The sequence below is a fragment of the Pseudomonas sp. LBUM1643 genome, from assembly GCF_059716215.1.
The window spans coordinates 864340-878074 of the sequence record NZ_CP166813.1 but is presented as its reverse complement, the minus strand read 5'-3'; the positions used below and the strand labels follow the sequence as shown (position 1 = coordinate 878074).

The following is a 13735-nucleotide window of genomic DNA, read 5'->3' as shown; positions in this document are numbered from 1 at the left end:
CATGAAGACCTACTTTTCAAAGAAGTTCGGCTTGTTACTGGGCTGTGCCCTGCTGTTTGCAGGAGTTGCCCAAGCCGCAGAGAAACCCGTGATCCGTATCGGCGCCCGGGTGTTCACCGAGCAAACCCTGCTCGCGGAAATCACGTCCCAGTACCTGCGCACCAAGGGTTATGACACCCAGGTTACTGGTGGTCTGGGTAGTAACCTCGCCCGCAGCGCTCAGGAAAGCGGCCAACTGGACCTGATATGGGAATACACCGGCGTGTCGCTGGTGGCTTACAACCACATCACCGACAAACTCGACAGCGCTCAGTCCTACGCCAAGGTGAAAGAACTTGACGCGAAGAAAGGCCTGGTCTGGCTGACGCCGTCGAGGTTCAGCAACACCTACGCCCTGGCCCTGCCGGAAAAAACCGCGAAGGCTTATCCGCAGATCAACACCATCAGCGAGCTGAACACGGTGATGCAGGCTGAGGCGAAGACCAACCACCTCGTGGCCCTGGACACCGAGTTCGCTAACCGTTCCGACGGCATGGCCGGCATGGTCGACCTCTACGGCATGAACCTCACCCGTAAAAACACCCGCCAGATGGACGCAGGGCTGGTCTACACCGCCTTGCGTAATGGTCAGGTGTTTGCCGGTCTGGTCTACACCACAGACGGTCGTTTGAACGCCTTCAAGCTCAAACTGCTGGAAGACGACAAGCACTACTTCCCGGACTACACCGCGGCCCCAGTAGTGCGTCAGGTTTACCTCGACGCCCACCCGAAACTCGCCGAAGACATCAAGCCGCTGGCCGAACTGTTCGATGACGAAACCATGCGTGCGCTAAATGCACGGGTCGATGTCGATCACGAAAGCCCTTCATCCGTTGCCGCAGATTTCCTGCGCCAGCACCCACTCAACTGAGGAGGAAAAGACATGGAATTTTTGAACGCCTTTTCCCATCTCGACTGGGCGCAGGTCGCGCACCTGACCTGGCAGCACATCACCCTGGTCGGCATTGCGGTGACCTTGGCGATCCTCGTCGGCGTGCCGCTGGGCATCCTGATGACCCGGTTCCCGACCCTCGCCGGCCCGTTGCAAGCCAGCGCCACGGTGTTGCTGACCGTGCCGTCGATTGCGCTGTTCGGCCTGCTGCTGCCGTTCTACTCGAAATTCGGCCAGGGCCTTGGCCCGATGCCAGCGATCACCGCCGTGTTCCTGTACTCGCTGCTGCCGATCATGCGTAACACCTACCTGGCGCTGACCGGCGTTGAGCCGGGCATCCGCGAAGCCGCCCGCGGCATCGGCATGACCTTCGGCCAGCGCCTGCGCATGGTCGAACTGCCAATTGCCGTGCCCGTCATCCTCGCTGGCGTGCGCACCGCCGTGGTCATGAACATTGGTGTCATGACCATCGCCGCGACCATCGGCGCCGGTGGCCTTGGTGTACTCATTCTCGCTTCAATCAGCCGCAGCGATATGTCGATGCTGATCGTCGGCGCCGTGCTGGTCAGTCTCCTGGCCATCTTCGCCGACCTGCTTCTGCAATGGCTGCAACGCACGCTGACTCCAAAAGGACTCCTGAAATGATCGAACTTCAAAACCTCAGCAAGACCTTCCAAAGCAACGGCAAAGACGTAAAAGCCGTGGACTCGGTAAGCCTGACCGTCAATGAAGGCGAGATCTGTGTGTTCCTCGGGCCATCGGGCTGCGGCAAAAGCACAACGCTGAAAATGATCAACCGCCTGATCAAGCCGACGTCCGGCAAGATCCTGATCAATGGCGAAGATACCACCGACCTCGACGCCGTCACCCTGCGTCGCAACATCGGTTATGTGATCCAGCAGATCGGTCTGTTCCCGAACATGACCATCGAGGAAAACATCACCATCGTTCCGCGCCTGCTGGGTTGGGACAAACAGAAATGCCACGACCGCGCCCGCGAGTTGATGAGCATGATCAAGCTCGAGCCCAAGCAGTATCTGAATCGCTATCCGCGTGAACTGTCCGGTGGCCAGCAGCAGCGAATCGGCGTGATTCGCGCCCTGGCAGCGGATGCGCCGCTGCTGTTGATGGATGAGCCGTTCGGCGCGGTCGACCCGATCAACCGCGAGATGATCCAGAACGAATTCTTCGAGATGCAACGTGCGCTGAACAAGACCGTGATCATGGTCAGCCACGACATCGACGAGGCGATCAAGCTGGGTGACAAGATTGCGATTTTCCGTGCCGGCAAACTGTTGCAGATCGATCATCCGGACACGTTGCTGGCGCATCCGGCAGATGAATTTGTCAGTAACTTCGTCGGCCAGGACAGCACGCTCAAGCGTCTGCTGCTGGTAAAAGCCGAGGATGCTGCGGACAACGCCCCGTCCGTGAGCCCGGAAACGCCGGTGGCGGATGCGCTGGAGCTGATGGACGAGCATGACCGTCGTTATGTCGTCGTCACCGATGGTGAGAACAAGGCGCTCGGGTATGTACGACGTCGCGATCTGCACCGTCAGACCGGTACGTGCGCGCAGTACCTGCGCGAGTTCAACGCCACGGCGGCGTACGACGAGCATTTGCGCATCCTGCTGTCGCGCATGTACGAGTTCAACCGCTCATGGCTGCCGGTGATGGATGCCGATCGCGTGTTCCTGGGTGAAGTGACCCAGGAATCGATTGCCGAGTACCTGAGCTCCGGCAAGTCCCGTGGCGGCAAGACCAGTATTGTTTCGCCCGCCGAGACTGCGCTGGCCTGAAGTGGATTAACCGCCGCTGGATAATATTATCCGGCGGCTTTTTTATTGAGAGAAGTAACGACGTAATAAACATTTATAAACTCCCGAAAACTTCCTGCCATTACAATTCGCAAAACATACGGTCACTTCTGATAGGTCCTATTTCTGGTGGAATTGGTTTAACTGGACACGTAACTGACGGCCTGTTTACGCCGTTCAGATATCAAACCAAAAGAACCCCCACATAAGATGTATGACCCCATCAGGAGTTACCCGTGAACGATCAGAATTCCGCCCTAGCAGGCCCGCCTGTCAAGCTTCGCTTCAACGGCGCTGGCAATCCGAACAAAGTTCGCCGAGGCGGCAGCCTTGAAAAACTTCCAGCCGGTGATGCACTGGACGCACAAAACAACATCGTACCTAACGTGTCTGGGACTTTTAGATTAGTGACCCCTCTTCCTGGAGTATCAGTATTTTCCCGAGGGGGCTTGAACGGTAGAGTTGTAGTAACCAATGTGCAGCAAAATATGACCATCAACGTGAGTGTTACCACGCAAACCAATCCGATTGTTACAGGGATATATACCGTGGTAGTTGAAGTAATAGGTTGATACATCAGTGGCTTTCGTATCACTGATTTACGTACCGATTTTCTTGTTTCCTCCTCCTCAAACACCTCCAGCTTCCCCCTTCGGGGGGAACATCAATCCGTCATCACTGTCAGCTACACAGGTAGCTGTCCTGGACCGCACGACGGAAGCGTGCAAAAACGCGACATTTTTTGTTGATCTCAAGCCCCTCACGCCCTAAAGTTCGCGCCGAACGTCCATGCTGGAAACGATCCATCCGGCTCAAGTACTGACGACGAGACAGCAAGGCCAAGGGAAGCACCATTTCCCATGGCCTTTTTGCTTTCGGCGACATGCCTTGGGAAGTAGGCGAACCAAAGTGGGGATACGGAGGACGTTCAGGAAGGTGTGTCATCAATGAAATCACGCACTCGCGATTTCATTGATGACACACCCTCGCACCCATTGTTAATTTCAGTTTGCCAGTAGGAGTTCCCAGCATGTCGATCAACGTCGAAGACTATTACGCGCGCGATACCTTCAACAAATTGAAGGCGTTCGCCGACACGCAAGAAACCCCGTTCGTGGTGATCGACACCGCGATGATCAGCCAGGCCTACGACGACCTGCGCGCCGGTTTCGAATTCGCCAAAGTCTATTACGCGGTCAAGGCCAACCCAGCCGTCGAAATCATCGACCTGCTCAAAGAGAAAGGCTCGAGCTTCGACATCGCGTCGATCTATGAGCTGGACAAAGTGATGGACCGCGGCGTCAGCCCCGACCGGATCAGCTACGGCAACACCATCAAGAAGTCCAAGGACATCCGCTACTTCTATGATAAGGGCGTGCGCCTGTTCTCCACCGACTCCGAAGCCGACCTGCGCAACATCGCCAAGGCGGCACCGGGTTCGAAAGTCTACGTGCGCATCCTCACCGAAGGCTCGACCACGGCTGACTGGCCTTTGTCGCGCAAATTCGGTTGCCAGACCGACATGGCCATGGACCTGCTGATCCTCGCCCGCGACCTGGGCCTGGTGCCTTATGGCATCTCGTTCCACGTTGGCTCGCAACAGCGCGACATCAGCGTATGGGACGCGGCAATCGCCAAGGTCAAAGTGATTTTCGAGCGCCTGAAAGAAGAAGACGGTATCCACCTGAAGCTGATCAACATGGGCGGTGGCTTCCCGGCCAACTACATCACCCGCACCAACAGCCTGGAAACCTACGCCGAAGAAATCATCCGCTTCCTCAAGGAAGATTTCGGTGACGAACTGCCGGAAATCATTCTGGAACCAGGCCGTTCGTTGATTGCCAACGCCGGTATTCTGGTCAGCGAAGTGGTACTGGTTGCGCGCAAATCCCGTACCGCCGTCGAGCGCTGGGTGTACACGGATGTGGGCAAGTTCTCCGGCCTGATCGAAACCATGGACGAAGCCATCAAGTTCCCGATCTGGACCGAGAAGAAAGGCGAGATGGAAGAAGTGGTCATCGCCGGCCCGACCTGCGACAGCGCCGACATCATGTACGAGAACTACAAGTACGGCCTGCCGCTGAACCTGGCCATTGGCGACCGCCTGTACTGGCTGTCGACCGGCGCCTACACCACCAGCTACAGCGCTGTTGAATTCAACGGCTTCCCGCCGCTGAAATCGTTCTACGTGTAAACGTCGGCGCAGCAATCAAAAAGCCCATGACGTGTCATGGGCTTTTTTGTGTCTGCCATTCGCTCCGGAACGACCCGACACCTGTAGGCGCTGTCGAGTGCAACGAGGCTGCGATCTTTTGATCGTGTGTTTAAAGGCAAGATCAAAAGATCGCAGCCTGCGACAGCTCCTACGGGAGATTGCGTTCCTGTTCGAGCTCGGCGTGGCGCCGGGCGTACTCTGTTGCCAAGGCTCGAACTTGTGGATCGGTTGCGTTCAATAGCGCTTTGCTCGCCACCCGCAGGAAATTCAGATTTCCAGTAGCCAGTGCCTGACGCAACCAGTCCAGCGCTTCCTCGATGTTCCCCTCGCCCGCCAGCACGGCGGCATAACTGAACTGCCCGCGAAAATCGCCGCCGACGGCCGAGCGCCGATACCAGCTGCGCGCCGCCTGCGGATCCGCTGAACAGAACTGCCCTTCTTCCAGATAACGCCCAAGCAAATTCATCGATTTCGCGTGGCCGAGCTCGGCGGCGTGGCGGTAGAACCCCAAGGCTTGCACCTGATCCTCAGCCACTCCGCGACCGGTCGCCAGTAGGTTGGCCAGGTTGTACATCGCCCAATCCAGGCCTGCTTCAGCGGCGACTCGATAATGTCGCGCCGCCAACGATGCATCCGCGTTGCACCCCCAGCCATGCTCATGACAACGACCGAGCATATTGCGCGCCATAAGATGCCCACGCTGTGCGGCGATCTCGAACCAGCGCACGGCCAGCGGCTGGTCCTGCTCGATTCCTTGCCCGTCCAGCAGGATCTGACCGAGCAGCGCCTGAGCATCGACGATGTCTTCGCGGGCAGCGCTCAGAATCGCCTGAGCGGCGCGCGCCGGGCTTTCGTCGAGCATGGATTTGAGCCCGTCACCGTCGAGTACTTGTTCGCGGCGTATACGGAAGTCCGCCACTTACACCTCGACCCAGCGACGCAACAGATTGTGATAAGTGCCGGTCAGGCGAATCAGCGAAGGGTGGTCGGGCATGTCCTGGGTCAGCTGCTGGATCGCCCCGTCCATTTCGAACAGCAAGGCGCGCTGGCTGTCCTCACGCACCAGGCTTTGGGTCCAGAAGAATGAGGCAAAGCGGGTTCCGCGAGTGACGGCATTGACCTTGTGCAGGCTTGTGCCGGGGTACAGGACCATGTCGCCGGCGGGCAACTTCACTCGCTGGGTGCCGAAGGTGTCCTGGATCTCCAGCTCTCCGCCGTCATAGTCCTCAGGCTCGCTGAAAAACAGCGTCGCCGACAGGTCGGTGCGCACCCGTTCAATGCTGTTTTTAGGCTGGCGCACGGCGTTGTCGATATGAAAATCGAAACTGCCACCCGCCGTGTAACAGTTCAGCAACGGAGGAAAGACCTTGTGCGGTAACGCGGCGGACATGAACAGCGGATTTTTCCACAACCGTTCCAGCATCGCCGCGCCGACTTCCTTGGCCAGGGGATGACCTTCGGGCAGCTGCAGATTGTGCTTGGCCTTCGCCGATTGAAAACCCGCGGTGATCTTGCCATCTGCCCAATCGGCTTGCTCCAGGGCCTCTCTGATGCGCTGCACTTCTTCTTTCGCGAACACGCCGGGAATGTGCAGCAGCATGGGAAGAGACCTGAAGGCAAAGGAGTGGCAATGGTATTGATTCTTATTGCCCGTGTAAAACCCCACAGACGAATGAAACACCAAAAACCGTAAGGCTAAATTGTAAAGAATGTAAATTCTTCGCGAATAATAACGTTTCGCAATTGATACAAATACGCGTCTACCCTATATTCCGCGACCTCAAATCCTTGGGGAGGGGAATTCCGATGTCACGCCAACAACCACAATTACCTGTCAGTTCACCGCGTTTGCTCGCGTCTGCAATTGGCGTGGCAATCACCGCCGGCTCGGCTGGCCAAATGGTTTTCGCTGCTGAAAAGACCGACGCCAAAGCACCGGGCAATGCGATTTCCCTGGACGCGACCGCCATCACTGGCGAAGCGCAGGACGCGACCAGCTACAACGTCGAGAAAGCCTCCTCGCCCAAGTACACCGCGCCGTTGGTCGACACCCCACGCTCGATTACCGTGATTCCGCAACAAGTCCTCAAGGACACCGGCGCCCTCAACATGCAGGACGCACTGCGCACCGTTCCAGGCATCACCTTCGGTGCCGGTGAAGGTGGCAACCCACAGGGTGACCGTCCATTCATTCGTGGTTTCGATGCTCAGGGCGATACGTACCTGGACGGCGTGCGCGACACCGGTTCGCAAAGCCGCGAGATCTTCGCGGTCGAGTCGATCGAAGTCAGCAAAGGCCCGAACTCGGCCATTGGCGGCCGGGGCGCTGCTGGCGGCAGCATCAACCTGGTGAGCAAGAAAGCACACCTGGGCGATTCGCTCGACGGTGGATTCACCTGGGGTTCGGACCAGACGCAGCGCTACACCTTCGACGGCAACTACCAGTTCACTGACACCGCCGCTGGCCGGCTGAACCTGATGAGCCACGAAAGCAACGTCGCTGGCCGTGACAGCGTCGACTACGATCGCTGGGGCATCGCGCCATCCGTGGCCTTCGGTCTGGGCACCGACACTCGCGTCAACCTTGATTACTACCATCTGGAAAGCAACGACACCCCGGACTCGGGTATTCCGTACAGCATTCCGGTAGCGGGTTCTGCCGCGCGCACCAAGTCCAATCCGAGCACGCCGGACGACGGCGGTGACAGCAGTAACTTCTACGGTCTCGACGGCCGCGACTTCCGCAAAGGCCGCACCGACACCGCAACCATCGCCATCGAGCACGACCTGAACGACGCACTGACCGTCAAAAACACCTTGCGCCACGGCAGCAGCATGCAGGATTACATCCTGACCCAGCCGGACGACTCCAAAGGCAACGTTAACAACGGCAGCGTGTGGCGTCGTGCCAACACCCGTGTCAGCAACACTGACACCACCACCAACCAGACCGATCTGTTTGGTGACGTTTACATTGCCGGGTTCAAGAACAGTTTCGCCACCGGTATCGAGTTGAGCCGTGAGGAAAGCAAGAAGTCCTCGTACACCGTCAACACCGACACCACTCCGACAGACCCTAACCTCGGGCCAACAGTTTGCTCGCCCGCACTAATTGGCGCGCCAAGTGGCTACAACTGCACCTCGTTGTCCAACCCGACCCCGAGCGATCCATGGAACGGTTCGATCTCACGTAACTACGCTGGCACAGACACCAAAGCCAACACTTATGCTCTGTACGTGTTCGATACCCTGGAATTGTCCGATCAATGGCTGGTGAATATGGGGCTGCGTTACGACCATTTCGACACCCAGTACCGCACCTATGATGCTTCCGGTGCAACGGTCGTGAACAAAGGCGTGCCTGCCAAGGCCAAAGACACAAGTGAGTTTGTCACCGGTCAGTTCGGCGTTGTTTACAAACCTGCTGATAACGGCAGCATTTATGCCTCGTACGCCACTTCGGCTACTCCACCAGGCAATACTTTGGGTGAGGGCATGGAAGGCAACTCGCTGGGTAACACCCCTGATCGCAGCGGCAACCAAGTAAGCAGCGACATGGAGCCGGAAACCACCAAGAACTACGAAATCGGTACCAAGTGGGATTTGCTGAACGATCGCCTGTCCCTGACCGCCGATATCTTCCGCACCGAGAAAGACAACGCCCGCGTTCAAGTCGACACCACGTCGTATGAAAACGCCGGTAAAACCCGTGTTCAAGGCATTGAATTGTCGGCCACGGGCAAGATCACCGACAAATGGCAAGTCTTCGCCGGTTACGCCTACATGGACAGCGAGCAAGTCGATGGTGGTGACCTGCCGGCTAACAAAGCCAACGATGGCAACGAGCTGCCTAACACGCCGAAAAACAGCGCCAGCCTCTGGACGACCTACCAGGTCACGCCGAAGCTGACCATCGGTGGCGGCGCGTTCTACGTCGACGACGTGTTCGGCAGCGTGGCCAACACCACGATGGTTGATGACTACGTACGTTACGACGCCATGGTCGCTTACAAGCTGACCAAAAACGTCGACCTGCAGCTGAACGTGCAAAACCTGACCGACGAGACCTACTACGACAAGGCGTTCTCGACCCACTTCGCCAACCAGGCGGCGGGCCGTACAGCGTTGCTGAGCACCAACTTCCACTTCTGACTGTAGAAGCTGCCGCAAACTCGGGCCGCGTCGGACGATCAGGGCGCAGCCGAGATCGGCTCCACTGTAGGAGCTGCCGCAGGCTGCGATCTTTTGATCTTGATTCCTGGCGCATCCGGAATCGCAGAAGATCAAAAGATCGCAGCCTGCGGCAGCTCCAACAGGAGTTGGGCCCCGTTCATCCAGATGAACGGGGCTTTTGTGCGTAATAAAGAAAGTTTCTCGATAACCCACGGCATAATGCGCGCCGTGATGATCATTTTCGAACGAACAAGGCGAGCGACGTGTTGAAGAAAACCCTGTTCCAGTTGCACTGGTTTTTCGGCATCAGCGCCGGGCTGGTACTGGCCCTGATGGGCATTACCGGGGCGACGGTGTCGTTTCAGGATGAGTTCCTGAGCGCACTGAATCCGTCGGTGCTGCAGGTCGAAAAGCAGGTGGCCGGCGTGTTGCCGCCCGCCGAGCTGGTGGAGCACATCGAAGCCGCTTCCGGAAAAAAGGTCTCGATGCTCAGCGTCGAAACGGACAGCGGTGCGGCGGCGAAGGTGTGGTTCACGCCGAAACCGGGTGAGCGTCGCGGCGAGATGCGCTACTTCAATCCGTACACCGCCGAGTTCATGGGCGACGCCTCCGGCCAGGACTTCTTCGGCCTGATGCTGCAACTGCACCGTTTTCTCGCCATGGGCGATACCGGCCGGCAGATTACCGGTGCCTGCACGCTGATTCTGGTGTTCTTCTGCCTGTCCGGACTTTACCTGCGCTGGCCACGGCAGTGGAAAAGCTGGCGTGCCTGGCTGACTCTCGACTGGAATAAAAAAGGCCGCAGCTTCAACTGGGACCTGCATTCGGTTGCCGGCACCTGGTGCCTGGTGTTCTACCTCCTGGCGGCCCTGACCGGGTTGTCCTGGTCTTACGAGTGGTACAACAAGGGCCTCACCCGATTGCTCTCCGACTCGCCGCAAAACGAGCGCGTCCGTGGCGGTCGTGGCCCTGCCCCAAGCGGTCCGGCGCCGACTGCGGACTACGCGGCCATGTGGAGCAGCATCTACAGCGCTGCCGGTCCGAACCTGTCCGCCTACAACATTCGTATGCCGCCGGTGGCCGGGCAACCGGCAACCGTGTTCTACCTGCTGAACACTTCGCCACACGACCGTGCCCTGAACCAGATCACCCTCGATCCGGCGACCGGCATCGTCAAGCGGCATGATCGCTACAGCGAAAAGAGCCTTAATGCGCAACTGCTGACCAGCATTTACGCCCTGCATGTCGGCAGCTATTTCGGCATTGTCGGGCGCGTGATCCTGACGATTTCCGCACTGACGATGCCGATGTTTTTTGTCACCGGCTGGTTGCTGTACCTCGATCGTCGTCGCAAGAAAAAGCAGATCAAAAATGCGCGCCAAGGCCTGACCCAACCCGGTAGCGATACGCCGGCGTGGTTGATCGGTTTCGCCAGCCAAAGCGGATTTGCCGAGCAGTTGGCCTGGCAGACCGCCGGGCAATTACAGGCTGCCGGTCTGCCTGTGAAGGTTCAGCCGCTGGCCACCGTCAGCGAGCAGGACTTACGGGATTCGGATAATGCACTGTTCGTGGTCAGCACCTTCGGCGACGGCGAAGCGCCTGACAGTGCACGGGGTTTCGAGCGCAAAGTGCTGGGTCACGCGTCGAGTCTGGAAAGCTTGAACTACGCCGTACTGGGCCTGGGTGATCGGCAGTATCAACACTTCTGTGGATTCGCCCGACGCTTGCACGGCTGGCTGGGTGAGCACGGCGGCAAGACGCTGTTTGCACCCGTGGAAGTCGACAGCGGCGACCCTTACGCCTTGCGTCACTGGCAGCAACAACTCGGCGTGGTGACCGGTCAGGCGCCCGCGGACACCTGGCAAGCGCCCAGCTATGACAACTGGACGCTGACCCGCCGGGAATTGATGAACCCGGACAGCACAGGCTCACCGGTTTACCTGCTGGCTCTGACGCCCCCTGCTCCTAGCGGTTGGCTGGCCGGTGACCTGGTGGAAGTGATGCCACGCAACTGCCCGTGGGCGATCGAGCATTTCCTCGACGGCCTGGGGATCGACGGGCGTGCCACAGTGGAACTTGATGGCTTGTCGCAAACACTGGATCAGGCCCTTGCCAGTCGCCAACTGCCTGAGAACCGAACCCACCTGGTCGGCTTGCACGCCCAGGCGCTGGCGGATGCATTGGTGCCTTTGGCCATGCGCGAATACTCCATCGCCTCGATCGCGGCCGACGGTGTGCTTGAGCTGATCGTGCGCCAGGAAGTCCATCCTGACGGCAGCCTCGGCGTCGGTTCCGGTTGGTTGACCGAGCACGCCCCTGTGGGTGGCGCTGTCAGCCTGCGGGTACGTCGCAACAGCGGTTTTCACCTGCCCGTAGAGCCGCTACCGATGATTTTTCTGGGCAATGGCACCGGTCTGGCGGGTTTGCGCAGCTTGCTCAAGGCGCGGATTGCCGATGGTCAGCAACGGCAGTGGTTGATCTTTGGCGAGCGTAATCGCGAGTACGATTTTCTCTGCCGTGATGAGCTTCAGGAATGGCTGATTTCGGGTGATCTGGAGCGGCTCGATTTGGCGTTCTCGCGGGATCAGGCCGAGAAGATTTATGTGCAGGATCGACTGCGCGATTCAGCGGAAGAGTTGAAGAAGTGGCTGGCTGACGGTGCGGTGATTTACATCTGCGGGAGTTTGCAGGGCATGGCGTCGGGCGTGGATCACGTACTCAACGAGGTGCTCGGGATATCCGAGGTTGACCGGTTGATTGAACAAGGCCGCTATCGCCGCGACGTCTACTGACTGGAAAAACCTTGTGGGAGCCGCCCGGACCAAGCCCGCTCCCACAGGAGGAATGGGTCAGGCGTTGACGCGTTCTACGGCCAGTTCTACCACTTCCGGCCGTTTGAGCAGTGCATACGTCACTGCCGTCAGCAGACTCCCCGCGACAATCGCCAGCAGATACAGCAACGCGTGATTGATCGCATTCGGAATCGCCAGCACGAACAATCCACCGTGCGGCGCCATGAGTTTGCAGCCGAAGTACATCGACAGCGCGCCGGTCAACGCACCACCGGCGATGCTGGCCGGGATCACCCTTAGCGGGTCCTTGGCGGCGAATGGAATCGCGCCTTCGGAGATGAAGCACAGCCCCAACACCAAGGCCGCCTTGCCCGCTTCGCGTTCGGTCTGGGCGAACTTGCGGCGGGCAATGAACGTGGCGATGCCCAGCCCTATCGGCGGCACCATGCCCGCCGCCATGGTGGCGGCCATCGGTGCATAACTTTGCGAAGCCAGCAGCCCCACCGAGAAGGCATAAGCTGCCTTGTTGATCGGCCCGCCAAGATCGACGCACATCATCCCGCCGAGGAGTACACCCAGCAGAATGGCATTGGTGGTGCCCATGCTGTCGAGAAAATGGGTAAGGCCTTCGAGCATCCCGGCGACCGGTTTGCCGACCACGTAAATCATCACCAGACCGGTGAACAAACTCGCCAGTAATGGAATGATCAGGATCGGTTTCAGGGCCTCAAGACTTTGCGGCAACCGCGCATAACGATTGATCGCCTGGGCTGCATAACCGGCGATGAAACCGGCAATGATCCCGCCAATAAAACCCGCGCCCAAGGTGCTGGCGAGCATCCCGCCAATCATCCCCGGCGCCAGGCCCGGGCGGTCGGCAATGGAGTAGGCAATGTAACCCGCCAGCAGCGGCACCATCAGCTTGAACGCGGTCTCGCCGCCGATCTGCATCAGGGCGGCCGCGAGGGTGCCCTCTTCCTTGAACGCGGTGATGCCGAACACGAATGACAACGCGATCATCAAACCGCCCGCCACCACCATCGGCAGCATGAACGACACCCCGGTCAGCAGGTGCTTGTAGACGCCGGTCTTCTCTTGTTTCACCGCGCCCTTGGCGCCGCTTGCAGCACTTTCCTGCTTGCCTTCGGCCAAGGCTTTTTTCAGCGTCGCCTCCGCTTGCTTCAACGCGATCCCGGTGCCGCAGCGGTAGATTTTCTTGCCGGCAAAACGCTCGGTGGCGACTTCAATATCGCAGGCCAACAGCACCACATCGGCGTCAGCAATGGCGGTAGCGCTCAGCGGATTGCGTGCACCGACCGAGCCCTGGGTTTCCACTTGCAGGTCATAACCCAAACGTTTTGCCGCTTGTTGCAGCGCTTCAGCGGCCATGAAGGTGTGTGCAACACCGGTCGGGCAGGCGGTGATGGCGACTATTCGCGGAGCGCTTTGACTCGCGGCAACGGGTTCGGCGATGACGGCAGGAGCGACATAAATCTGCGCCTCTTGCGCACCCTTGCGCAGCACGACTTCAACGTCCTGCAGCGCCTGAGCCGGGGTGCTCTGGAACACGCGCTTGCCGACGAATCGCGACATGTCCACAGGTGCGCTGGTCACCAGCAGTATCCACTCGGCCGCCTCGATCGTGGCGGCCGACAATTGACGTTCCGGGTGCGTGGCATCGGTCACTTCGACGCTGGTGCTCCAGCCTTGACGCTGCGCGGCGGCATCGAGCAAGCGCGCGCACAGCACACTGGTGACCATTCCGTTCGGGCAGGCCGTAACAATGGCTAACTTCATGAAAAACCCT

10 protein-coding genes are annotated in these 13735 nt (G+C 58.9%); 7 read left to right on the top strand and 3 right to left on the bottom strand.

Annotated features, from left to right (window positions below; genetic code table 11):
* Position 1: 1 nt before the first annotated feature.
* The 5 genes from ACA063_RS03785 (at position 2) to ACA063_RS03765 (ending at position 4942) form a co-directional block, all read left to right on the top strand.
* Positions 2 to 910, top strand: coding sequence for a glycine betaine ABC transporter substrate-binding protein (locus ACA063_RS03785; RefSeq protein ID WP_497664834.1), 909 nt, complete (start codon positions 2 to 4; stop codon positions 908 to 910).
* 12 nt (positions 911 to 922) lie between these two features.
* A complete protein-coding gene (locus ACA063_RS03780; RefSeq protein ID WP_266015078.1) occupies positions 923 to 1576 on the top strand; it encodes an ABC transporter permease in 654 nt (217 codons plus the stop codon).
* Entirely contained in the window at positions 1573 to 2730 is a 1158-nt protein-coding gene (locus ACA063_RS03775; protein WP_162440777.1) for an osmoprotectant ABC transporter ATP-binding protein OsmV, read from the top strand. The genes ACA063_RS03780 and ACA063_RS03775 overlap by 4 nt, the downstream gene beginning before the upstream one ends.
* 254 nt (positions 2731 to 2984) lie before the next feature.
* Positions 2985 to 3320 carry a hypothetical protein gene (locus ACA063_RS03770; RefSeq protein WP_497664833.1) on the top strand — a complete coding sequence of 112 codons (336 nt, stop codon included), beginning with the start codon at positions 2985 to 2987 and terminating at the stop codon, positions 3318 to 3320.
* Between the two features lie 458 nt (positions 3321 to 3778).
* Positions 3779 to 4942, top strand: coding sequence for a type III PLP-dependent enzyme (locus ACA063_RS03765; RefSeq protein ID WP_162440776.1), 1164 nt, complete (start codon positions 3779 to 3781; stop codon positions 4940 to 4942).
* A 169-nt stretch (positions 4943 to 5111) separates the two neighbouring features.
* Here the strand turns inward: ACA063_RS03765 and ACA063_RS03760 are convergent, their stop codons facing one another.
* Together ACA063_RS03760 and ACA063_RS03755 are read right to left on the bottom strand one after the other, a co-directional pair.
* A complete protein-coding gene (locus ACA063_RS03760; RefSeq protein ID WP_497666470.1) occupies positions 5112 to 5825 on the bottom strand; it encodes a tetratricopeptide repeat protein in 714 nt (237 codons plus the stop codon).
* A gap of 57 nt (positions 5826 to 5882) precedes the next feature.
* Positions 5883 to 6563, bottom strand: coding sequence for a Fe2+-dependent dioxygenase (locus ACA063_RS03755; protein ID WP_497664832.1), 681 nt, complete (start codon positions 6561 to 6563; stop codon positions 5883 to 5885).
* 206 nt (positions 6564 to 6769) lie between these two features.
* On the opposite strand from ACA063_RS03755, the gene ACA063_RS03750 reads away from it, so the two are divergent.
* Together ACA063_RS03750 and ACA063_RS03745 are read left to right on the top strand one after the other, a co-directional pair.
* Positions 6770 to 9115 carry a TonB-dependent receptor gene (locus tag ACA063_RS03750; RefSeq protein ID WP_497664831.1) on the top strand — a complete coding sequence of 782 codons (2346 nt, stop codon included), beginning with the start codon at positions 6770 to 6772 and terminating at the stop codon, positions 9113 to 9115.
* Positions 9116 to 9399: 284 nt separating this feature from the next.
* Positions 9400 to 11928 (top strand): PepSY domain-containing protein, encoded by a 2529-nt coding sequence (locus ACA063_RS03745; protein WP_497664830.1) that lies wholly within the window; start codon positions 9400 to 9402, stop codon positions 11926 to 11928.
* Between the two features lie 57 nt (positions 11929 to 11985).
* Here ACA063_RS03745 and ACA063_RS03740 read toward each other — a convergent pair whose 3' ends face one another.
* Positions 11986 to 13725 (bottom strand): PTS fructose-like transporter subunit IIB, encoded by a 1740-nt coding sequence (locus ACA063_RS03740; protein WP_497664829.1) that lies wholly within the window; start codon positions 13723 to 13725, stop codon positions 11986 to 11988.
* Positions 13726 to 13735: the final 10 nt, after the last annotated feature.